The following is a 21,839-nucleotide window of genomic DNA, read 5'->3' on the forward strand; positions in this document are numbered from 1 at the left end:
GGTGCGAGCGCGCCGCGACGCGTACTCGGACGTACGCTAGCAAACGCTCTGAGGAGCAACGCCGCAGATGGACTTTCTAGTAGCCGTCGGATAAGGAGTTAAGATAGTCATATCCAATTTTTAGTGCTCCCATAACCGGCTCTGGCCCCGGCGGGAGAAGGTCGGCCTGGCCGGCGAGCAGGCCGGCGAGGCGGCTCGTCAGGCCGTGGTTGCCGAGCAGAAGGCCGCCGTAAGTGGCCACAGGCACCGGACCGGGGCCGGGGAAGCCGCGGGCGATGACCGAGCAGACGAGGCCGGCGAGTTCGACGGCGGCGTCGGCGAGGATGGCGGCGGCAAGTTCGTCGCCTTCCGCGGCGGCGGCGGCGACCGTGGTTGCGAGGGCGGCGATATCGGCTTTGGCGGCGGCGGGGCTGTAGATGAAGGCTATGAGGCCGGCGATGTCGGCCACGCCAAGGCGGGCGATGATATGTTCGAGGAGGGGCGAGGGGATGTCCCGCCCTTCGGCGGCTTTGAGGCCGCGGGCGATGGCCTGACGGCCGATGTCGTAGCCGCTGCCTTCGTCGCTGACAAGGTGGCCCCAGCCGCCGGCGCGGATGATCTCGCCGCCGCGGGTGCGGCCGTAGGCGATGGAACCTGTGCCGGCAATGAGAACGATGCCCTCTCCCCTGTCCCCCAGCCCGGCGGCGAGGGCGATGCGGGCGTCGCTGTTCACCAGGCAGGGGCAGCCCATATCGGCGAGGGCGCCGAGGAGGAGCCGGCGGTCGCGGTCGCGGTCGGCGCCGGCCAGACCAAGGCTGACGAGGGTGAGATCGGCCCTGGCGAGGCCGGCGGCGGCGGCCAGGTCGTCGATGATGCCGGCGACGAGGGCGGCGAAGGCGGGCAGGCCGATGATGTGGTAGTTGGCGGCGCCTGTTTCCGTCCGGGCCAGCAGGCGGCCGGAAAGGTCGGCGGCGCAGGCGACCGTTTTGGTGCCGCCGCCGTCGATGCCGATGAGCCAGCGCATCCTCTCCCCCACCCTTCCGTACGTTATTTCCACTTTATTTGACACTAGTCGAGCCGTTTCCTTTTTGTCGCCGGCAAAGTAATAATTGGCAGACGAAAAGCGGGCGATTAAGCGTCGCCCGTTCCGTTTTTTTTATAAAGCCGAGGCCGTTCAGAAGTGCCCAGATGCAAGGCGCACCGGAGGATGGCCCGCGACGGCGTACTTGGTTGCGTACGTCGAGTGGGCCATCCGAGGAGCAAGTGCGCAAGTTCTTGGCGCTTCAGCGCCTAGAACTGCGGCCTACCCCTTGCGGGTGCGCCGCAGATGGGCGCTTATCAACGGCCGCTTACCACCGCGAAGCCATAGTCGAGGAGCTTAGCGGCGTCCCCCCACCTCTCATCATCATTGAGCAGCACAACGATGAGCTGGACGCCGCCGCGTTTGGCCGAAGCGACGAGGCAGTCGCCGGCCGCCTGGGTGTAGCCGGTTTTGACGCCGCTGGCTCCGGGGTAGGACTTGAGGAATTTGTTGGTGTTGCTGACGCTGACGGGGCCGCGGTTTTTGAAGGGGACGGCGTAGTCGCGGGTGGCGACGATTTTGGCGAATTCCGGGTTCTGCAGCGCCTGGGCTGTTATGAGGGCCAGGTCTTTGGCGGAGCTGTAGTGGTTATTGGGGTCGGGCAGTCCGTGAGGGTTGGCGAAGTGGGTGTTGATAAGGCCCATCCGCTGGGTCCTGGCGTTCATCATTTCCACGAAGGCGGGCACCGAGCCGGCGATGTGTTCGGCAACGGCTTCGGAGGCGTCGTTGCCTGATACGAGCATCATGCCGTAGAGCAGGTCGCGGAAATTCAGCCGATCGCCGGCCCGAAGTTCGAGGCTGGATCCCTCGCAGCCCGCGGCGCGGCTGCTGACGGTGACGACGGAATCGGGTTTGCCCCGTTCGAGGGCGACGAGGGCGGTCATTATTTTGGTGGTGCTGGCCGGATACATGATGGCGTCGGGGTTGATGGCGTACAGTATCCGCCTGGTGCCGGCAACCATGAGCACGGCCGCTTCGGCGTCGACCCTGGGGGCCGGTGGCGCGGCCAAGGCGACGGTCTGGCAGAGAAATACGAGGATGAGGATGAGCGGTATGAGCCGGCGGCGCATAGAACTACCTCCACTTATGTAGGCCCGGGGCGCTGGGCTGCGGGTTAGTTAACAATAATATTCGGACCGGGAATGACATTTCCTGCAAGCACGCGACAAAAAATGCTCTACGCAGACGGGGGTTATCGGCGGCCTGGACTATTGCCTGATCTCGTAGTATTGGAGCAATTCGCCTACGGTGACGAATTCGTACCCTTCGCCGCGCAGCCGGTCGATGACGGCGGCGACGGCGGCGGGGGTGTTGACGGCGCATTCGCCTTCGTGGAGGAGGATGATGCTCCCGGGCGCGGCCTGGCGAATGATGACGGTGGCGATCTGCGTCGAGCTGTGCCGTTGCCAGTCGAGGGGATCTATCGACCAGAGGATGGTGGTGTAGCCCCGCGCGGCGAGGTCGGCGACGAGGAGGTCGTTGTAGCCGCCGCCCGGCGGCCTGAAGAGGACGGGATGCGCCCCGACGGCGGCAACGACCGTCTCGAACCTCGCCAGGTCGTCATATAGTTCTGCGCGGGGCTGCTTGTTGGGGAACTTGTGGCGATAGCCGTGGCTGGCGATTTCCTGGCCGGCGGCGGCTATGTCGGCGAGCAGGCCGGGGAATTTGGCGGCGTTTTCGCCGAGCAGGAAGAAGGTGGCCCGCGCGTTTTTGGCGGACAGCACCGCCAGCAGGGCCTGGGTGGTGAGCGGATGCGGCCCGTCGTCGAAGGTGAGGGCGATGATTTTATGGCTTGTGGGCACTTTTTTGACCGCCCGGCTATGGTCCTGAAGGATGTGTCCGCCGGCCAGCAGGGCGACGAGCACCCCGACGGCGAGATATATTCCCCACGTTTTCCTGCGTTTCACGGTCGGCCTCCCTCCTGCGGTCCTCTATAGGGAAGCATATGCCGGCCGGCCGGCGGGTATGATTTTGCCAGCCCAAAGGAAAGAGCCCGGCATGAGCCGGGACTCTGGGGGCGGATTGCTGGCGGCCTTGCCCGCTAAACGGGAGTGCACGGCCGCGGCACACAGAAGCGACGTGGGAAGCAGCTCCAGCTTTGATACTTATACCCTTGATAAGCGGGATAGTTTTCGGGATAGTACTCGGTCTCGAAGAAACTTGCCAGTTCTGGGTTGAGCTCGATGAATACTTCGGTGGGGATGAGAGGGCTGAATGCTTCGGTCGGTATCTGACGGAACGGTTTGCGCGGCTTGTTTTGCGACACTGGTTTCCCCTCCTTGCGGTGGGCTTCTCTATTATCTTATGCACGGCGGCGGCAGGAGACTACATAAAGCGGGGGTGATTAATATTTGCGGGACGAACGCAGGAGGTGCGACAAAACGGTGCGTCGAAGCATAGGATTATATAGTATTTTGAATAAAGGAGGTTATAAGATGAAGGAAGATAAGGGCTGGAACCCCTATGTGGCCGGGGCGCTGAGCGGCCTGGTTTCGATCCTGTCGGTGTGGGTCGCCGGGAAGTATCTCGGGGCTTCGACGACTTTCGTGCGGACGACCGGGATGATCGAACAGCTTTTCGGCGCCGAACGGGTGGCGAAGATGGAGTATTTTATCCGCGAGGCGCCGAAGTTCGACTGGCAGTGGCTGTTCGTTGCCGGGATTTTCGTCGGGGCGTTCGCGGCTGCCCGGGCGGCGGGCGAGTTCCGTCTGCAGGCGGTGCCCGATATGTGGAGCGAGCGGTTCGGGGCTTCGGCCTGGCACCGTGGAGCGGTGGCGTTCGTCGGCGGGATCGTGGCGATGTTCGGCGCCCGCCTGGCAGATGGCTGACCGAGCGGTCATGGGCTGAGCGGTTCGCTTCAGCTAGCGGTCAGCGGTTATATCGCGCTGGTGTGTTTCTTTGTCGGCGGCCTGATCATGGCCCGGATCGTGTACGGGGGAGGCGGCGGCAGATGACAGAGCTGTTGTACGGGTTCGTTACCGGAGTGCTGTTCGGTTTTTTCCTGCAGAAGGGGCGGGTGCTCCGCTATGATAAGCAACTGGGAGCGCTGCGTCTGGTGGATTTCACGATCGTCAAGTTTATGCTGTCGCACGTGGTCGTGGCGATGGTGGGCGTTTACCTGCTTTATGATCTGGGCCTGGTGAAGCTGGCGGTGAAGCCGACTATCCTGGGCGGCGTGGTGATCGGCGGCCTGATCTTCGGCCTGGGCTGGGGCCTGGTGGGTTACTGCCCGGGCACGGCGGTGGCGGCGCTGGGCGAGGGCCGACTGGACGCGGCGTGGGCCATTCTGGGTATGCTGGTGGGGGCCGGCCTTTACGCCGAGGCGTTCCCATGGCTGAAAACGACGGTGCTGACGTGGGGCAATTACGGCAAGATCACGCTGCCCCAGGCGTTGGGCGTGAACCACTGGGTGGTGATCGCGGCGGTGGTGGCGCTGACGCTGCTGCTGTTTTGGCAGTTGGAGCGGTACGAGGCGGCGAAGCCGGCACTGAAGCTGCAGAAGCGGCCGGGCCAGGGGCTAAGGTAACGCCGGGGTTAACATGACCGGCGGCTAGTAATACGGGGTGAAGCATGACTGTAATGACCGACGCCGCGCTATGGCCGGCGGAGTATCTGGGCGACGGCCGCCCGCCGCGGTCGCTGTCGATGCCCTGGCAGATGAATGTGGCGCTGACGACGCGCTGCCCGCTGAGCTGCCCGCAGTGCTATGTGAAGGCGGCAGCGGCGCGGGACATCGACTGGGATGTGTTGACGGCGTTTGTGGCCGAGGCGGCGGCGCTGAAGGTGCATGAGCTGAATCTTAGCGGCGGCGAGCCTCTCTCCTACCCCCGCCTGGCGGAGGTGGTGCGGCTGGCGACTGCGGCCGGTATCGGGACGGCGGTGGCGACGAGCGGCGTGGGCCTGACGGCCGAGCTGGCGAAGGAGCTGGCGGCGAGCGGCCTGGGCAGCCTATGGCTGTCGCTGAACGGGTCGCGAGAGGATATCCACGCTTTGTCGCGCACCTGCTTCCGGGAGACGGTGGCGGCGGCCGATCTGCTGCGGAGCCTGGGCCAGCCCTTCTATATAAATTGGGTGGCCCGCCGTGACAACGCCGACGATTTTCCCGCCCTGGCGGCCAAGGCCAGGGAGTTGGGGGCGAGAGGCATAGTCGTCCTGGTGCTGAAGCCCGATTCCCGCCACAACGCCGAGGCGGTCCTGACAGGCGAGGCTTTCTTCCGGCTGGCGGCGTTTTTGCGGGACTACGACGACCCGGCGATGCCGATCGAGGTGGAAAGCTGTTATCCGGCGCTGAGGCTGGCGGTGTACGGGGAGTGGACGACGGGCATCGAGACCGGCTGCGGCGCGGGTCGCGATGCTGTTGCCGTGGACGTGGACGGCCGGCTGAGTCCCTGCCCTCACCTTGACTTCCCCGAGACCGGGCTGACGATTGCGGAGTACTGGCAGAACTCGCCGGTGCTGGCGGCTTTAAGGGCAACGGAGGAGACGATCGGCGCCCCCTGCCGCCGGTGCGGTCACCTTCCCTACTGCCGGCCATGCCGGGCCAAGGCGGCCAAGGTGTACGGCGACCCGGCGACCGGCGACCGGCAGTGTCCGGTGGCGCTGCGGGAGCTGACAGGGCGACTGTTCGGGTAGATAATTCCAACATTAACCGAAATTATATGATGGGAATATAAACGGAAAAGACCCGGCGAATCTTCGCCGGGTCAGCTTTTGTATCAGTTGGAATCCGAGGTGCGGCCCTCAGGGGCATTGGTCGCCGCCTCCAGCTGTTCGAGGAACCGCGACAGCAGTTCACGCTGCTGGGGGGTGAGCCGCTGGGCGGCTTCGACCAGCCGCTCGATGTCGGGTGGCAGAAGGATGCCCGGCGAAAAGAATTCCGCCAAGGTGACGCCGAGCGCTTCGCAGACGCGGGAGAGGGTTTCGATGGAAGGGGTTTTGATGTCGCGCTCTATCTGGCTTATGAAGGGCTGCGAGAGATCTGTCGCCCGGGCCAGTTCCTCGAGGGTGAGCCGGTTGGCCTTGCGGAGGCGCCTGATCCGTTGTCCGATATCCATAATAACACCGCGCTTTTCTAAATTGGCATACACCATTATTATGGCAAAAGAGCGCATAAGATGCAACCGAAATGCTTGTCGCCTGAAGGCGGTTTATGTTTACCAGCGTCTGTGGAAAATGCTGCTGACGGCGTGGGCGGCTTTGGATACTCCCGATCCGACGGCTTGAGCGGCGGTGGCGATGCCGTGCCGGACATCGCCGTCGGCCAGCAGCGTTCCCACGCCCGAGATCACCAGGGGCGCACCGAATAAGACGCCGCCAGGAATAACCGACATGGCGACACCGGCGGCAATCGAGCCGCCGCCGACGCCGTACTGGACTTTCTGCAGCGTACTGGTGCCGCCGGCGACCTGGTCGAGTTCGGCGTCGGAGAGGTTGGGCGGCCGCTGGGGGATGACGATGTAGTAAGTATTTTCGGTCTGTTCGACGACTTTGAGGGCGGGCTTGTCAGGCAGCGTATAGTTGAGATGGTCCCTGAAGGCGGCCTTGGGGTCGGCGAGGAGGGCGGCCCTGAAGGGCGAATCGGCCCAGGCCTTGGCGGAGATGCGCACCTGGACGTCGGACTCGTCGTCCGCGGGGAGCATTGGGGGCGGTATGAGGACGAGGTGCTCGGTGTCGGGTGTGTCGAAGAGGACTTCGACGTTGGCGCCGGCTGGTAAGTCCAGGCCGAATTCGCCGGCGATGACGTCCTTGGGGTTGGCGGCGAACTGGCGCCGGTAGTCGGGGCTGGACCATACGCGGGCGAGGAGCTCGGCCCGTTTGCTCTCGATGGCGGTATTGTCCATGTTCTTTCCTCCCTGTTTTGCACTTTACTGCATGGCTTACCAGCCGTGGAAGACTTTTTTGGCGCCGTGGCCGATGGATTTGCCGAGTTTCTTGCCTTCGTGGCCGATCCATTTGCCGTCTGCTTTCACCGTATCGCGGTCTTGATACATTGTTATACCGATCGTAGCGACCATCTCCGGAGCAATTTCCGGTTGCGCGATGGCAAGGCCTCCACATATCAAAATTGTACCGCCCATATCAATGTTCTGTTGTTCCGTCTGGCTCATACCGCCGGCGACCTTGTCGAGGTCGGCGTCGGATAGGGTAGCAGGACGGACGGGGATTATACCGTAGACGTGGTCGGCAGTCTGCTCGACGACTTTGACGCGCACGCCGGGGCGGATTTTGGCGTCGAAGGCCGCGGTCAGGGCGGCGGCGGGGTCGGCGATGAGGTCTTCTTTGAAGGCGGGGTCGGTCCACGCTTTGGCAAGAATAGCAGCTTTGAAGCCCGCCTTCTCTTCATCCGGCAGGTCGGCGGGGTCGACGAGCACGAGGTGGATGGTGTCGGCGCTGTCTTCGAGAATGGTTACGGCGAGGTCGGCAGGTAGGTCGAGGGCGAATTCACGGGCGATAACCTCTTGGGGGTTGGCAACAAGGGTTTGGCGGTACACCGGGTCGGTCCAGGCCTTGGCGATCACTGCGGCGCGTTTGCGGATGAAATCGACTTTCTCCATGGTTCTCCCCCTTGTTATTTATCAAGTTAACCATAAGTAAAAATGTTTTCCCCTTTTGAGCAAATTATAGCTCGTGGTTAAGTAATGTGTCAAGTTAAATTTTCCCTCGGCGGGAATTTTTTTGTCGATTACGGCGATTAACCAAAACCTGTTGGGAGGAAATATGTCGCTATTTTGACAGTATTATCGCTTTCCGGCGGGAAAATAGTGCTTGCCAAAAGGAAGAATTTGTGAAATAATAACTGTGAGTTATATTTAATCATTTACATGCGCGCGTATTTATTTGGCGGGAGGCGACGAGGGTGGAGGAGCGCAAGCTGCAGTTATTCATGGATAAGGCGGTAAACGAGGAGCTGTTCCGCAGGCGCATGGAGCAGGCGTCTTCCCTGCAGGACGCTCTTGCGGTGCTGAAGGGCGAGGGCCTGGAGATGGGCGCGGAGGAGTTTCGCTCCGCCCTCAAGCTGCTGCTGTATGTGGCGAAAGCGACGACGGGCGAGCTGAGCGAGACCGACCTCGATTCGGTGTCGGGCGGCGTGGGCGTTATGGCCGCGACGCTCTTGCGGCAGGGTTCGTACGAACTGAAGCCCGGCATGCCGGCCGCGACGAGAATGGCCAGCGCACTTGAGGAAAAGTTTTTGGCGGGCCGCGGGTAAGTTAGCGCGCCAGTTTTAAGATGAAGGGTTCTTGTATAGATTTAGGCCGTTCAGAAGCGGCCAGATGCAAGGCGCACCGGAAGAGCGCGCCGCGACGCATACTCGGATGTACGCTAGCAAGCGCTCTGAGGAGCAACGCCGCAGATGGTCGCTTATCAACGGCCGTAGCCAGGAGTGGATGGCTTGGACGACGGTTTGTTCCGCAAAGTCGCTCTGGACCGACTCTCGTCGCCGGAGCAGTTGGATCAACTGATGACGGTGACAACGCCCCGCGGCTGGCTGGTTCTGCTGGCGATGCTTGTGCTGCTGGCAGCCGCCCTCGGCTGGGGTTTCCTCGGCAGTGTGGCGACGACGGTGACCGGCCAGGGGCTGCTGGTTTCTTCCGGCGGCGTTTTCAATATCGCCCATCACGCTGAGGGCCAGATTCTCGATATCGAGGTCGCCCCAGGGGATTTCCTGGCGAAGGGACAGAGCGTCGCTCTGGTGGCCCAGCCGGAGCTGGTGCTGGCTATCAGGCAGGCGAAGAGCGAGCTTCGCGTGGCGTCCAGCCAGACCGAGTATAGCGCGAAGCTGGCCCAGATCCAGACGCTGGAAACGAAGCTGAACGATTATTCGCGGGTGGTAAGCCCGGTTTCGGGGGCGGTGCTTGAGGTCAAGGTCAATCCCGGCGAGTATATCAAGCCGGGGCAGGCGATTGTGAGCATCAATCTGGCGGATGTCAATACGGGCCAGATTTCGCGCGAAGTGGCGATGTACGTGCCTGCGGAGGAGGGCAAGCGGGTGGTGCCGGGGATGGAGGTCCGCGTCAGCCCTTCGATGGTTAAGAAGGAGGAGCATGGCTATATCCTGGGCAAGGTCCGCTCGGTGTCCGAGCTGCCGGTGACGACGGACGGGATGTTGCGGGTGCTGGGCAGCCGCGAGCTTGTGCAGAAGTTTCTGGCCGGGACGACGGCCGTCCTGGAGCTGAGGGTGGAGCTGCTGACCGATGAGACGACCCCGAGCGGGTATCTGTGGTCTTCGCGGCGCGGCCCGAATCTGAAGATCGGCGACGGCACGATCTGCACGGGCTCGATCGTGGTGAAGCGGCAGCGGCCGGTAAGCCTGGTGCTGCTGGAGATGGACCAACTGCTGCGGAGCGTAACCGACCGATGAACGGGTGGCTGGATAAGGTCGAAGCTTACCTGAACGGCGGCGATTATAAAAGAACGCCTACCGTCATCCAAATGGAGGCGGTGGAGTGCGGGGCGGCGGCGTTGGCGATCGTGCTGGGGTTCCACGGCAAGCCGGTGCCGCTGGAGGAGCTGCGCGTGGTGTGCGGCGTGTCCCGCGACGGCAGCAAGGCCAGCAGCATGGTGAAGGCGGCCCGCGGCTACGGGCTGGTGGCGCGCGGGGTGCGCAAGGAACCTGATGAGCTGCGCGGGTTGCCTCTGCCGATGATCGTCCACTGGAATTTCAATCATTTCCTGGTTGTCGAGGGGTTCGGTGCGGAGCGGGTTTTTCTCAACGACCCAGCCAGCGGACGGCGGACGGTGTCGCTGGAGGAGTTCGACCAAGCTTTCACCGGCATCGCGCTGTTGTTCGAACCGGGACCGGATTTTGCCCGCAGCAGTTCCCGGCCCGGCATGCTGCAAAGTTTGCGCCAGCGTCTGGCGGGCTACCGGACGACGGTGGCTTTTTTGGTGTTGGTGGGCTTTTGCCTTGTGGTGCCGGGCCTGGTGGTACCGGCGTTCACGCGCATTTTCATCGACGATATTCTGGTGGCCGGCAACCAGGACTGGCTGAAGGCGCTGCTGTTCGGGATGCTTGTGACGGTGGGCGCCCAGATGGTGCTGACGTGGTGCCGCGAGCATTATCTGCTGCGGTTCGAGACGAAGCTGGCGGTAAGCACTTCGGGCCGGTTCTTCTGGCATGTGCTGCGGCTGCCGATGGAGTTTTTCACCAACCGCTATGGCGGGGATATAATTTCCCGGGTGCAGATTAACGATACGGTGGCCCAGATGCTCGCCGGCCAGGTGGCGTCGGTGTTCCTCGATTTTATGATGATCGGTTTTTTCCTGGCGGTGATGTTGTATTACGATGTAACCCTGGCGCTGGTGGGCGTGGTTATCGCCGCTCTGAACATGGCGTTCCTGCTGGGGGTGGCCCGTTGGCGCAAAGACCAGAATATGAAGTTTCTCCAGGATCAGGGCAAGCTGGCCGGGGTGACGATGGGCGGCTTGCAGATTATCGAGACGGTGAAGGCGGGCGGCAACGAGGCCGACCTGTTCGATAAGTGGGCCGGCTATCAGATCAAGCTGATGAACGCCGAGCAGCGCCTGTCGGTCTATAACGAGATGCTGGGCGCGGTGCCGCTGTCGCTGATGACGCTGAACACTTCGGCTATCCTGGTGCTGGGCGGCTATAAGGTGATCGCCGGCCAGATGACGATCGGCGCGCTGATGGCTTTCCAGGCGCTGATGGCGAGCTTCCTTGGGCCGGTGAACCGCCTGGTTGGCTTCGGCGGCGTGCTGCAGGAGATGGAGGGCGACCTCCGCCGCCTGGACGATGTTATGAACTATCCGACCGATCCGCAGACGGAACAGGACGAAGCGGCAACGACGGCGACGAAGCTGGAGGGTAAGCTGGAGTTCGCGGCGGTGACGTTCGGCTATAACCGGCTGGAGGCGCCGCTGCTGGAGGATTTCAGCCTGACCGCGCGGCCCGGCGAACGCATTGCGCTGGTGGGCGGCTCGGGGAGCGGCAAGTCGACGGTGGCGAGATTGGCCGCCGGCCTGTACCGGCCGTGGAACGGCGAGGTCCGCCTCGACGGCCGGCGGCGGGAGAAGCTGCCCCGCGAGCTGATCACGAATTCGCTGACGTCGGTGGATCAGGATATCTGCCTGTTCGAGGGGACGGTGCGCGAGAATCTGACGATGTGGGACGCGACGGTCCCGGACGCCGATCTGTTCGCTGCCGCCCGCGACGCGGCCATCCACGACGATATCATCGCTTTGCCGGATGCCTATGACTACCGCATGGCCGAGGGGGGCCGCGATTTCAGCGGCGGCCAGCGGCAGCGCCTGGAGATCGCCCGTGCGCTGGCGACCAATCCCTCGATTCTGATCCTGGATGAGGCGACGAGCGCGCTCGATCCGGTGACCGAGAAGACGGTGATGGAGAATATCCGCCGCCGCGGCTGCACGTGCCTTATCGTGGCCCACCGGCTGAGCGCGGTCCGCGACGCGGACGAGATTATCGTGCTGGAGTACGGGAAGATCATCCAGCGGGGCCGCCACGAGGAGCTGATTGCCGTTGACGGTATGTACCACGAGTTGGTCGGCTTGACCCCGGGCGATTCTGAGGAGAAAGGCGGATAGCGTATGCGAGTGCAGCTGACAAAGGCGAACGGCCCTATCCGTCTTGACGCCCCGGATACGCTGTGGATGGTGCTGACGGGCAGGGTGGCGGTAACGGCGCGCAGGCTGACGGCCGGGCAGCCGGACGGACGGCCGCTGGGGCTGTTCACCGCGGGCCCCGGCCAGGCGCTGTTCGGCCTGGGCGCGGCGGATGTGGCGCTGTTCGCGGCCGGCGAGGCCGCTGAGCTGGAAGAGAAGCCGCTCGACCAGGTGATGAAGAACGATTTGTCGCGGTTGGCGGCCGAGTGGACGGCGGCGCTGTCGGCAGCACTGGCGGCCGACGCCGCCCTGCCGCAAAGACCGGGCGCACACGCCGAACTACCGGCGGCGCTGAGGCTTTACCACCAGGAGGTGGCGGCCGCTCTGGCGGCGGGTATCGCTGCCGCCGAGCGGCGGGACAGGGAACGGCTGGCGGAAAGGCGGCAGCGGGATATCCGCACCGCCCAGGAGGCGTTCGCCCGCCTTTCGCGGGTCATCGACCCGACCGGCGCCCCGCCGCTGGCGGAGGAAGCCGGCGATCCGCTGCTGGCGGCCTGCCGGCTGGTGGCGGCCGCGATCGGCGTCGATGCGGATACAGTCCGCTCCGCCGGCCACCGCAGCGCGGATGACGACGGCAACCTGAAGCTGCTGGCCCAGGCGTCGCGCCTCAAGTGCCACAGGGTGCTGCTGCGGGACGACTGGTGGCGACGGGACAACGGCCCGCTGGTGGCTTTCCGCGGCGGCGGCCGGCCGGTCGCGCTGCTGCCGGCAGGCCCGGAGCGCTACGATCTCGCCGACCCGCAGACGGGCGAGACGATCCCGGTGACGGCGGCGGTGGCCGGCGAGCTGAACGACGATGCGTATATGTTTTTCCGGCCGCTGCCGGACAAGGCGGTCGGGGCCAAGGATATAATTCTGTTCGCGCTTAGAAGCTGCTGGCGGCGCGATCTCCTGATGATTTTACTGATGGGAGTCGCCGGCGGCCTGCTGGGGATGGTCTCCCCTATCGCTACCGGCATTCTGGTGAGCGATATCATTCCGTCGGCCGAGCTGGACGGCATGCTGGTGATGGCCGGCCTGCTGCTGGCGCTGACGACGTCCGGGTTCCTGTTCGAGTTCTCGCGCTCGCTGGCGGTTATCCGCAGCGAGAACCGGATGAATATGGCGCTGGAGGCGGCGGTCTGGGACCGTCTGCTGGGGCTGCCGGCGTCTTTCTTCCGGCAGTATACGGTCGGCGACCTGGCCACCCGGGCCGGTGGCATCAACGCCATCCGCCAGTTGCTGTCGGGGGTGGCGCTGTCGTCGATCATGGCGGGCATCTTTTCGTTTTTCAACCTTGCCCTGCTTTTTTACTACAGTGCCAAGCTGGCCCTGATCGCCATACTCCTGGTGGCCGTTTTCCTGGTGGTCATGGTGCCGGTCTGCTATATCGAGTTTCGTTACCGCCGTCAGCTGATGGAGATAGCCGGCAGGATCGCCGGCACGATGCTTCAGATCGTCGGCGGCGTCGCCAAGTTCCGCATGACGGGTACGGAGAACCGGGCTTTTTTCCTGTGGGCCAAGGATTTCTCCCGCCAACGCGAGGTGGCGGTGCGGGCGCGCATCGTTTCTTATTCGATGGCGGTTTTCAACGCCGGTTATCTGATTTTCACCCAGGCCGTGATCTATTATTTCGTGACCGGCCCGGCGTCCGGCGTGGCGCCGGCCCAGTTCATCGCTTTCAACGCCGCTTTTACGAGCTTTTTCGGCTCGGCGGTCGCCCTGTCCTCCTCGCTGCTGGCGGTCATGGATATCATCCCGCTGTTCGAGCGCACCAGGCCGGTGCTGAAAACGCTGCCGGAGGTGAGCGAGGCGAGACGCGATCCCGGCACGCTGGCCGGCGATATCCGCGTCGACCGTGTCAGCTTCCGCTACCGCTCCGAGGGGGCGATGGTCCTCGACGATGTAAGCCTGCGGATCGGCAAGGGCGAATTCGTGGCCATCATCGGGCCGTCGGGCAGCGGCAAGTCGACGCTGCTGCGCCTGCTGCTGGGGTTCGAGAAGCCGGCCGCCGGCGGCGTGTATTACGACGGCCAGGACCTTAAAGAGCTGAATGTGCGGGCCGTCCGCGCGCAACTGGGAGTGGTGATCCAGAACGGCCAGCTGATGGCCGGCGATATATACGGCAATATCGTCGGGTCGGCCAATCTGCCGGTGGATGCCGCCTGGGAGGCGGCGACGATGGCCGGCATCGACGAGGATATCCGCCGCATGCCGATGGGGATGTTCACGATGATCAGCGAAGGAGCGGCGACGATCAGCGGCGGACAACGGCAGCGGCTGCTGATTGCCAGAGCGCTCATCAAGCGCCCGCGCGTCGTCTTTTTCGATGAGGCGACGAGCGCTCTCGACAACCGGACGCAGGCGATCGTGAGCGCCAGCCTGGAGAGGCTCCAGGCGACGCGGGTGGTGATCGCCCACCGGCTGAGCACAGTGATGGGCGCCGACCGCATCTATGTGCTTGACAAGGGCCGTATCGCGGAGAGCGGTACGTTCCGCGAGCTGATGGACAGACAGGGGTTGTTCGCCGAACTTGCCCGCCGGCAGATGGCGTGAGGAGGTAAAACAGTGTTCCTGGACAGACGCACAAAAGTTTACGCAACGGCGGCCGCGCTGGTGGTGCTGTGCCTGGTGGGTTTCCTGGCCTGGCGAGTCGCCGACAATTACAGCGTGAGCAGGGACCGGGCGGAGCGCATGTCCGCAGCCAACGTGGCCGTCCAGGTGGCTGCGGTGGTGCATCGCGATATCGCCGCGAAGTATTCCTTCACCGGCAAGCTAGAACCGGCCTGGAACATCGATGTCAGCCCACAGATCGAGGGGCGCATCGATAAGTTGCTGGTGGCCGAGGGGGATGTGATCAGGGCCGGCGCGACGGTGGCGATCCTGGACACGAAGGAGCTGGCCGGGCAGGTCGCCTCGGCCGAGGCCAACCTGGCGGCGGCCCGCGGCAGCCAGGCTCAGGCGGAGGGCGACCTGAAGAGGTCGCAGGGACTTGACGCTTATAACGCGGTATCGAAGCAGACGCTGGAGAACGACCGCATCAAGGTGCAGATCGCCAAAGCCCAGGTCGATGCGGCGGCCGCCAATGCGGCATCGGTCAGGGCCCGCCTCAACAATGGCCGGGTGGTGGCCTCGCGGAGCGGGGTGGTGGTGAAGCAGTACCAGGGCGAGGGCGCATACGCGCGGCCCGGTCTGCCGATTATCAACCTGGCCGGCGAGGACGAAATGATCGTCCGGTTGGTGGTGACCGAGCCTATCGCCAAAGTGCTGGCGCAGGGGGCGGCGGTACAGATGCGGGTGGCCGCGCTCGACCGGGCGATAACCGGCAAGGTTACGCGGCGAGTGACGCTGTCCGACCAGGCGGAGCTTAATTACGCGGTGACAGTGACCTTCGCTAACGCCGACCAGCGCCTGAAGTCGGGCATGGCGGTGAGTGGCGAGGCCTCCGGCCCGACGGTGCGGAACGCGGCGGCCGTCCCCGCCCAGGCGGTCATCTCCCGCGAGGGGCGCAAGACGGTTTTCGTCATCGCCAAGGATGGCGTGACCGACCAGCGCAAAATCAAGGCGGGGGTGAGCGACGGCGTGTGGGTCGAGGTGCTGGAGGGCCTGCAGCCGGACGAACGGGTGGTTGTATCCGGATTAGACAAGATGCAGGACGGCATGCGCGTTAATGTGCAGTGATAATCCAGACCGTTCAGAAAGCCCCAGATGCTAGGCGCACCGGAAGAGCGCGCCGCGACGCGTACTCGGATGTACGCTAGCAAGCGCTCTGAGGAGCAACGCCGCAGATGGGGCTTTATCAACGGTCGGAGGGCAGCGGCGAGGCCGCTGCTTTTTTGTTGCCTTAATGGCCGAAAATGAGCCGGTATAGCGGCAGGCCGAGGCAGAGGGCGGCGAGGCAGAAAGCGAACAACGCCCCCGCCCTGTTGCCCTGTTTGCCTAGCCACAGGCCGAAGGTGCCGGTGTGTACGGCCGCGCAGGCGGCCACGGCGACGTAGACGATGTCCATGTCAGTGTCCTTCCTGCGCGGTGGCGGCGTTTTTAAAGGGGGTTGTACGCCACATGAGCCCGGAACGGCGGAAGCTGGTGATAACGGCCACTTCTACGGCGGCGGCGGGATAGAGACTATCGACGGCGGCCCGGACGAACATGCCGTAAGTGGCGTAGCGGGAGCGAAGGAAGCGGCCGAAGCCGAAGACGTCGCTGCCGAGCGCCTGGGTGCGCCCGACGAAGTCGACGATTTCGCGGGTGATGACGGCCGACACGCGCTCTTCGAGCAGTTTGCGGTATTCGCCTTTCTCGTAGTTTATGCCGCCTGGGTTGGCGGAAAGTTCGGCTTCGAGGAAGACTTTTATTTTTATCGCCATCCGGCCGTCGGCAAGTTCGGTTTCTATTTGCGGCTTGGCGCCGTTGCGCAGGCGGATGTTGATTATCTTGCCGGGCTGAAGCGGATCGTCGAGGACGAAGCGGCTGTTGTGGTATTTATTGTTGAGGATCGCGAGGATGCGGGTGTCGGCGGTGCCGAGGACGCCGACCATTTTGTCGGCGGCGAAGACGGCGAGGCCGGCGACCTCGGCCGGGTTGCCGGTGCCTGAGCGGGGGATGCCGCCGGCGATGTAAGGGTCGGCCGGCGTGCGGGGCGTCCGCGGCCCGGCGGGCTTGTCGCGGCCAACGAGCGGGTTGACGGCGAGATAGGTGGTGAATGCTGCCCGGCCGGGGTTTTTGAGGCCGAGGTAGAGATCGTGGAGGTCCCTGCGCAGATAGTAATGGCTGTCTTCACCCGATATCATCATCGATTCGTACCATTTCGAGGGGAGATAATCGACCATTGGGGTGTTTTTGAGCATGAAGTTCTCGGCGGTGCCGCTGACGACGAATACGAAGATGGTGCCGCGGTATTCGCGGAAGCGGGTGAAGGGGGCGATTATATCCCGGATGCCGGCGCGGGCGAGGTCTTCGCCGATGAGGATGGCTTTGAGGTGGGAGGCGTCGGAGAAGCGCGACATCGTCGCGGCGAGGAGATTGCGTGCTTCGGCCACGGATGGGGCGACGATGCTGGTCACAACCGCAGGGCCGTGAGGGGCTTCCGGGCCGCCGCCCCCGGAGGCGCCGACGGCGCGGGGGATTTCGACGGTAAAGGTGATTTTGTATTTTCCGTCCGCGGCGCTGTCGAGGCCGAGGGCGGTGACGAAGGCGACTTCCTCGGTCTCGCGGGCGCCGTGGCAGCCGGCAAGGAGGACTGCGACGCAGAGAACGGCGAGGACGCGAGCGAGTTTAACCACCTGCGGCCCTCCCTTCCCTCTTCCTGGTGTACAGGGCGGCTATAAGAACGGTGGGGATGGCGTAGATGCCGGCTGTCTGGACGGCACCCTCGACCCGGAGGCTGATTTCGATGGCTGTGGTGAGGTCGGGGATGAGGAGGGCGGTCTGAATGGCGACGACGACGAGCGGGACGGCAAGAGGGCGCAGGGATGGCAGGGCAAACAGCCGCGCCAGCAGGAAGGCGGCGAGGTAGAGGTTGACGGCGATCATCGTCATGCCGGCGAAGACCCATATGAGGATGAAGAAGCTCTCGACGCGCTGGATGAAACGGGTCAGGTAGACGAGGCGGGTCAGCTCGAAAAACGGCAGGACTTTTTCCTGGCCGACGGCGACGCTGAATATGCCGGTGTAGACGAACAGGGTGGACGAGCGGACGGCGGTGGCCAGGCCGATGCCGATGAGGGCGGCTTTCTTCATGGTGCGGATGTCCTGGAAGGAAGGCGCGAGGAGGGGGATGACGAAGGTGGCGAGGAAGAGGCCGGGCGTCTCGAGGCCGACCCATACCACAGTGAGACCACTGCCCTGCCATGGCATGACGTTGTGGATGTCGAACCGGTCGGTGAGGGCGACAAAGCCGACGAACAGGAGGAGCATGCCGGCGGGCAGGACAAGGCGGGCGGCGCGGGCGAGGGCTTCGATGCCGGTGAAGACTGCGACGGCAACGGCAAGGCCGTACCAGCCCATGGCGAGGGTGATGTCGGTGGCTGGCAGGGCGGTGAGGAGGGTGTTTTCGGCGAACTGGCGGAGCTGGAGGACTGCGGAGGTGAAGAAGCAGGCGGCGAGGTACAGTGTGACGAGCCGGGCGGCGGTAACCCCGAGGAGGGCCTCGGCGACGCCGTGGAGGTCGCCGGGAACGCGGGCCATAACGTGGAAGACAGCCAGTAAAGCCGCCAGCAGCACGGGCCCGGTGATAAGCGGCGTCAGCCATGCGCCGGTGGCGGCGCGTTCGAGGACGATCGACCAAACGGACAGGAATACGGGGGTGATGCCGACGGCGAAGGCGAGCGCCGCCCCCTCGACAGTCCCCATGTTGCCGGGCCGGTAGCTCATTGGTCCGCCTCCCCTCCCCCGCCCTCACTATCTTTTTCAGCCCATCCGCGGCTGACGGACGGCTGGCGACGCCGATCAAGGGTGTTGAGGGTGTCGGGGCGCAATTCCTGCTCGTTCACGGGGCCGCGCACGACGGCATCGCGACCGGCATCAGCGGCCGGGGCGATCGGCGCGAGGAAGGGCACTCCGAAGGATTTGACCGCACAGGTCAGGAGGGCGCCGACGAAGATGAGGCCGGCTACGCCGACAAGGCCGAGAACGGCGGCGGCGACAAGGAAGACGAAGCGGCTCTGGCGGATGAACATGCCGACGCGATAGTCGGGGATGGTGAAGGAGGCGAGGGCGGTGATGGCGACGATGACGACGGTGACAGGGCTGATGAGGTTGGCGGTGACGACGGCCTGGCCGAGGATGATGCCGCCGACGATGCCGGTGGCCTCGCCGAGGACGCCGGGAACCCGGGAAGACGCCTCGCGGACGAACTCGAGGGAGAGTTCCATGACGAGTACCTCGAAGAAGGCGGGGAAAGGGATGCGCTCGCGGGAGCCGGCGATGGTGAGTAGGAGGTCTGTGGGGAGGGCTTCGGGGTGATAGTAGACGATAGCGACGTACACGGACGGCAGGAGGACGGCGAGCAGGGCGGCGGCGAGGCGGAGAAGGCGCATGAAGGTGCCTGACGGCGGTTTGAGGGCGAAGTCCTCGGGGGAATGTAGGAGGGTGAAGAAGGTGGCCGGTACGACGAGGGCGAAAGGGTCGCCGTCAAGGAGCACGGCGACGCGGCCTTCGGCGAGGTGGGCGGTGACCCGGTCGGGTTTCTCGGAGGAAATGGTCTGGGGCAACGGGAGGAAGCCCCGGTCTTCGATGAACTGCTCGAGTGTTCCGATGGCGAGGTAATCGGTGCGGATAGCGGCAAGGCGGCGCTTGACCTCGGCGACGAGGGCGGGGTTGGCAACGGAGGCGAGGTATATGACGGCGCAGTCGGTACGTCCGCGGGCGCCGAGGGAGATGATGTCGGTAACGAGGTCGGCGGACCGGAGGGCGCGGCTGACGAGGGAGATGTTGATGCGCAGTGTGTCGGTGAAAGCGGACTGGTTGCCGCGGACGGTCTGCTCGATAGCCGGCCGGCTGATGGCGCGGTGCTCGAAGCCTTTGGTCTCGATGAGCAGGGCGGCGGCGGCGCCGTCGACGAACAGGGCGGTGTCGCCGCCGGTGACGCCGCGGACGACGGTGCGGAAGTCGCGGGCTTCGTCGGCGTCGTTGACAGGCAGGTGGCGGGCGACGAGGGCGGCGAAGACACCGTCGCCTTCGGCTATCACATCTTTGGCACCCAGGAGGGGCAGGAGGATGGCGGAGTTGATGTCTTTCTTGTCGGCCAGCTCCTTGCTGAAGACAAGCGCGGCGTCGAGCGGCGGAGATGCGGGGATGACGAACCGCCGGAGAACTATGGTCCTGTTGGTGGGTAGCCGGAAAAGGCGCCGGACGGTGCGGAGATTTTCCGCCAGGCTGGCGCTGATGTTGGCGTCCTCCTGCCTGGTGGCGCCGCCGTAGGCGAGGAGGAGCGGCGCCAGTTCGGCCTGCTGTTTCTCCAGGGCTTCCGCCCGGACCTGAAGGGCTTTTACGGCATCCGGGCCAGGCTCGGCCGCCAGGCTGGCCCTGACCTCGAGCATAAGCTTTTCGAGGCGGCGGGCATGGCGGAGCAGAGCGCCGAGTTCGTTGGCCCGACGGGTGAGGACGGACGGCTGAGCGTTTCCGTCCGCTCCCTCCCTCTCTTCGAGGACAAACGGCGGCGGGGTGGACGGCGGCCGGTATATAAGCAGTTTTTTGAGCATCGCCAGGTAGGCGGCAAGCGGGTTCGACATTTGTTACCACCAGAGGTGATGATTTCCTGTCGAAATTATGCCCCGGCGGCACGGAATATATTTACATACGGCCCGATCCGGCCGGGCGCATAAAAATGCCGCCGCTTCCCATGCTAGTGACAACGGAGGGATGCGCATGGCGGAGAACGGCGGACAAAAGGGCGCTCAGGACCGGCAGGTAAAAGGCGGGCCGGTGAGTGGGCAGCAAGCCGACGGTCCCCAGGCCGGCGACCGGCAGGGGGCAGGTGTGCCGCTGAGCGCCGGCGAGCTGCAGAAGGCGCAGCAGCTGGAAGAGCAAATTAGGGCTATCGAGCAGCGTCTGGAGGGGATGTCGAACAGCGAGCTGCGCGATATAGCCACAAAGCTGGAATCGGTGGAGCGGGCGGCGCTGCTGGAGAAGATCGACAACGAGCTGCACACGCTCAAGGAGACGATCGTGAAGCCGGGCGACGCGGCGTCAACCGCGTCTGCCGGCGCTTCGGCGGCCGCGGCGGTGGTATTGAACGAATGAATGGCAAAAGCAACGGCGAAATGCCGTTGCTTTTTTGTGGGCGTAATGTTTCAGCAGCGGAAAACGCCAGCGACGTTAGCGATGCTTTCCAAACCGGCCACGGTTTTGAGCAGCGCGTCCCCGGCTTCCGGAGCTAAGACGCCGTCGGCGAGGGAACGGAATTTGTCCTCCGTCTCGGCGTAGGATACCGGGTTTTGCGGGTCGCCCTTGGGGTAGGCGATGTATTGCTGGAAACGCTCGCCGTCGTCCAGGGTGACGATGACGAGGGTCGACCATTTCTCTGGGTTGCGCTTGTATTGTTCGTCGAGTTCAGGGTCGACCTCGACGGCGACGCAGTCCATCAGCCGCCGGAGTTCGCCGTCGCCGGCGCGGTCGGAGGCGAATTCCTCGACCCCTACCCGGCCGTAGCGGAAGGCGGCGGCGACGCAGTACTGGAGGCTGAATTTGCTGCCGTAGGCGTTCTGGGGAGCGGGGTTGTTGACGAGGTTTTCGGCGACGGAGTTGGTGCGGACGGCGATCGAGCGGACGCGGCCGGTGTCGAAGCCGGGCGCGCCCAGCAGTATCTGGGCGGCGTTGATGGCGGGATGGCAGTGTTTGCAGGCCGCGTAGGGCTTAAAGGAGTTTTCGTCGATTTTGTAGGCGCCACTACCTAAGCCGGCGGTGAGTTTTTCGAGCCGGGGGACCGGGGATACGGCGCGGCAGAAGCCCTTCTCGCCTTCGAGGATGGCGGTGGCGCCGGTGAAGCCTTCGCGGGCGAGGACGGCCGCGAGGATGCCGTTCATGGCCGCTTTGCCGGCGTGGAGGGTTTTGCTCATCGCGCCTTCGCGGAGGAATTCCCACAGGCCGGCGGCCTGGGACCCGGCCGAACCGAAGCAGTGGGCGGTCTGCCCGGCGCCCAGGCCGAGGAGGCTGGCGGCGGCGGCGGCGGCTCCGAAGGCGCCGGCGGTGCCGGTGGTATGCCAGTAGAAGTAGGATTCGGGGTTGACCGCCTCCCCTACCCTGGCGCCTACTTCGTAGCCGGCGACGACGGCGGCGATGAGGGCGGGGCCGGAGGCGCCGGTCTGCTCGGCGACCGCGAGGGCGGCGGGGACGACGACGGTGCCGAGGTGGATGATGGAGGCGTTGTGGAGGTCATCCATGTCGAGGGCGTGGGAGAAGGCGCCGTTGGCGAGGGCGGCCTGGAGCGCGGTGGTGCGGAAGGGGGCGGCGCCGAATACGGTGGCCTCCTCCCTGCCGCCCTGGGCGGCAACGACCCGCCGGAAGATAACGCCGGGCGGCTCAGCCGAGCCGCGGATGCAGCAGGCCAGCCAATCGAGGATGCACTGCCTGGCCATGAGGCGGGTAGCCGGGGCGAGGTGTTCGTACCTGAGGCCGGCCGTGAAGGCGGCCAGTGCCCTGGTGGGCATGTCTGTCACTC

21 protein-coding genes are annotated in these 21,839 nt (G+C 64.5%); 9 read left to right on the forward strand and 12 right to left on the reverse strand.

Annotated elements, in window-relative coordinates:
- Positions 1-76 precede the first annotated feature (76 nt).
- From RIN56_03690 to RIN56_03705, 4 genes are all read right to left on the reverse strand, one after another.
- Positions 77-1,048 (reverse strand): BadF/BadG/BcrA/BcrD ATPase family protein, encoded by a 972-nt coding sequence (locus tag RIN56_03690; GenBank protein ID MDR7865893.1) that lies wholly within the window; start codon positions 1,046-1,048, stop codon positions 77-79.
- Positions 1,049-1,317: 269 nt separating this feature from the next.
- Positions 1,318-2,130 (reverse strand): D-alanyl-D-alanine carboxypeptidase family protein, encoded by an 813-nt coding sequence (locus RIN56_03695; protein ID MDR7865894.1) that lies wholly within the window; start codon positions 2,128-2,130, stop codon positions 1,318-1,320.
- Between the two features lie 138 nt (positions 2,131-2,268).
- A complete protein-coding gene (locus tag RIN56_03700; protein MDR7865895.1) occupies positions 2,269-2,967 on the reverse strand; it encodes a polysaccharide deacetylase family protein in 699 nt (232 codons plus the stop codon).
- Positions 2,968-3,101: 134 nt separating this feature from the next.
- Positions 3,102-3,326, reverse strand: a complete 225-nt coding sequence (locus RIN56_03705) for a hypothetical protein (protein MDR7865896.1) — start codon at positions 3,324-3,326, stop codon at positions 3,102-3,104.
- A gap of 169 nt (positions 3,327-3,495) precedes the next feature.
- On the opposite strand from RIN56_03705, the gene RIN56_03710 reads away from it, so the two are divergent.
- Genes RIN56_03710 through RIN56_03720 form a run of 3 tightly spaced genes read left to right on the forward strand, consistent with a single transcriptional unit; the run spans position 3,496 to position 5,692 of the window.
- Positions 3,496-4,014 (forward strand): YeeE/YedE thiosulfate transporter family protein, encoded by a 519-nt coding sequence (locus tag RIN56_03710; GenBank protein ID MDR7865897.1) that lies wholly within the window; start codon positions 3,496-3,498, stop codon positions 4,012-4,014.
- Positions 4,011-4,586: a YeeE/YedE thiosulfate transporter family protein gene (locus tag RIN56_03715; protein ID MDR7865898.1), complete on the forward strand. Its 576-nt coding sequence runs from the start codon at positions 4,011-4,013 to the stop codon at positions 4,584-4,586. The genes RIN56_03710 and RIN56_03715 overlap by 4 nt, the downstream gene beginning before the upstream one ends.
- A 44-nt stretch (positions 4,587-4,630) precedes the next feature.
- On the forward strand, positions 4,631-5,692 hold the full coding sequence (locus RIN56_03720; GenBank protein MDR7865899.1) for a radical SAM protein: 1,062 nt from the start codon (positions 4,631-4,633) through the stop codon (positions 5,690-5,692).
- A gap of 83 nt (positions 5,693-5,775) precedes the next feature.
- Here the strand turns inward: RIN56_03720 and RIN56_03725 are convergent, their stop codons facing one another.
- The 3 genes from RIN56_03725 to RIN56_03735 all read right to left on the reverse strand — a co-directional run bounded on the left by RIN56_03725 (position 5,776) and on the right by RIN56_03735 (position 7,614).
- Positions 5,776-6,114, reverse strand: coding sequence for a helix-turn-helix transcriptional regulator (locus tag RIN56_03725; GenBank protein ID MDR7865900.1), 339 nt, complete (start codon positions 6,112-6,114; stop codon positions 5,776-5,778).
- A 99-nt stretch (positions 6,115-6,213) separates the two neighbouring features.
- Positions 6,214-6,900, reverse strand: coding sequence for an NHLP leader peptide family RiPP precursor (locus RIN56_03730; protein MDR7865901.1), 687 nt, complete (start codon positions 6,898-6,900; stop codon positions 6,214-6,216).
- A 36-nt stretch (positions 6,901-6,936) separates the two neighbouring features.
- The gene (locus tag RIN56_03735; GenBank protein MDR7865902.1) at positions 6,937-7,614 is read right to left on the reverse strand and encodes an NHLP leader peptide family RiPP precursor; all 678 of its coding nucleotides are present in this window, start codon (positions 7,612-7,614) and stop codon (positions 6,937-6,939) included.
- 302 nt (positions 7,615-7,916) lie between these two features.
- Here RIN56_03735 and RIN56_03740 point away from each other — a divergent pair, with 302 nt between their 5' ends.
- From RIN56_03740 to RIN56_03760, 5 genes are all read left to right on the forward strand, one after another.
- A complete protein-coding gene (locus tag RIN56_03740; GenBank protein ID MDR7865903.1) occupies positions 7,917-8,267 on the forward strand; it encodes a hypothetical protein in 351 nt (116 codons plus the stop codon).
- Positions 8,268-8,450: 183 nt separating this feature from the next.
- The gene (locus RIN56_03745) at positions 8,451-9,419 is read left to right on the forward strand and encodes an NHLP bacteriocin system secretion protein (GenBank protein MDR7865904.1); all 969 of its coding nucleotides are present in this window, start codon (positions 8,451-8,453) and stop codon (positions 9,417-9,419) included.
- Positions 9,416-11,623: an NHLP family bacteriocin export ABC transporter peptidase/permease/ATPase subunit gene (locus tag RIN56_03750; protein ID MDR7865905.1), complete on the forward strand. Its 2,208-nt coding sequence runs from the start codon at positions 9,416-9,418 to the stop codon at positions 11,621-11,623. The genes RIN56_03745 and RIN56_03750 overlap by 4 nt, the downstream gene beginning before the upstream one ends.
- 3 nt (positions 11,624-11,626) lie before the next feature.
- Positions 11,627-14,236 carry an NHLP bacteriocin export ABC transporter permease/ATPase subunit gene (locus RIN56_03755; GenBank protein MDR7865906.1) on the forward strand — a complete coding sequence of 870 codons (2,610 nt, stop codon included), beginning with the start codon at positions 11,627-11,629 and terminating at the stop codon, positions 14,234-14,236.
- Positions 14,237-14,248: 12 nt separating this feature from the next.
- The gene (locus tag RIN56_03760) at positions 14,249-15,361 is read left to right on the forward strand and encodes an efflux RND transporter periplasmic adaptor subunit (protein ID MDR7865907.1); all 1,113 of its coding nucleotides are present in this window, start codon (positions 14,249-14,251) and stop codon (positions 15,359-15,361) included.
- Positions 15,362-15,524: 163 nt separating this feature from the next.
- Here RIN56_03760 and RIN56_03765 read toward each other — a convergent pair whose 3' ends face one another.
- Genes RIN56_03765 through RIN56_03780 form a run of 4 tightly spaced genes read right to left on the reverse strand, consistent with a single transcriptional unit; the run spans position 15,525 to position 19,911 of the window.
- Positions 15,525-15,689 (reverse strand): hypothetical protein, encoded by a 165-nt coding sequence (locus RIN56_03765; protein MDR7865908.1) that lies wholly within the window; start codon positions 15,687-15,689, stop codon positions 15,525-15,527.
- Position 15,690: 1 nt separating this feature from the next.
- Positions 15,691-16,962, reverse strand: a complete 1,272-nt coding sequence (locus tag RIN56_03770) for a Ger(x)C family spore germination protein (protein ID MDR7865909.1) — start codon at positions 16,960-16,962, stop codon at positions 15,691-15,693.
- Positions 16,955-18,052 (reverse strand): GerAB/ArcD/ProY family transporter, encoded by a 1,098-nt coding sequence (locus RIN56_03775; protein MDR7865910.1) that lies wholly within the window; start codon positions 18,050-18,052, stop codon positions 16,955-16,957. The genes RIN56_03770 and RIN56_03775 overlap by 8 nt, the downstream gene beginning before the upstream one ends.
- Complete coding sequence (locus RIN56_03780; GenBank protein MDR7865911.1) at positions 18,049-19,911, reverse strand: spore germination protein; 1,863 nt, start codon at positions 19,909-19,911, stop codon at positions 18,049-18,051. The genes RIN56_03775 and RIN56_03780 overlap by 4 nt, the downstream gene beginning before the upstream one ends.
- 136 nt (positions 19,912-20,047) lie before the next feature.
- Between RIN56_03780 and RIN56_03785 the strand changes: the two genes are divergently transcribed.
- Entirely contained in the window at positions 20,048-20,422 is a 375-nt protein-coding gene (locus RIN56_03785) for a hypothetical protein (GenBank protein ID MDR7865912.1), read from the forward strand.
- A 50-nt stretch (positions 20,423-20,472) separates the two neighbouring features.
- Here the strand turns inward: RIN56_03785 and RIN56_03790 are convergent, their stop codons facing one another.
- On the reverse strand, positions 20,473-21,828 hold the full coding sequence (locus RIN56_03790; protein ID MDR7865913.1) for an MmgE/PrpD family protein: 1,356 nt from the start codon (positions 21,826-21,828) through the stop codon (positions 20,473-20,475).
- Positions 21,829-21,839: the final 11 nt, after the last annotated feature.

This window comes from Sporomusaceae bacterium, assembly GCA_031460455.1.
GTDB lineage: Bacteria > Bacillota > Negativicutes > Sporomusales > UBA7701 > Anaeroselena.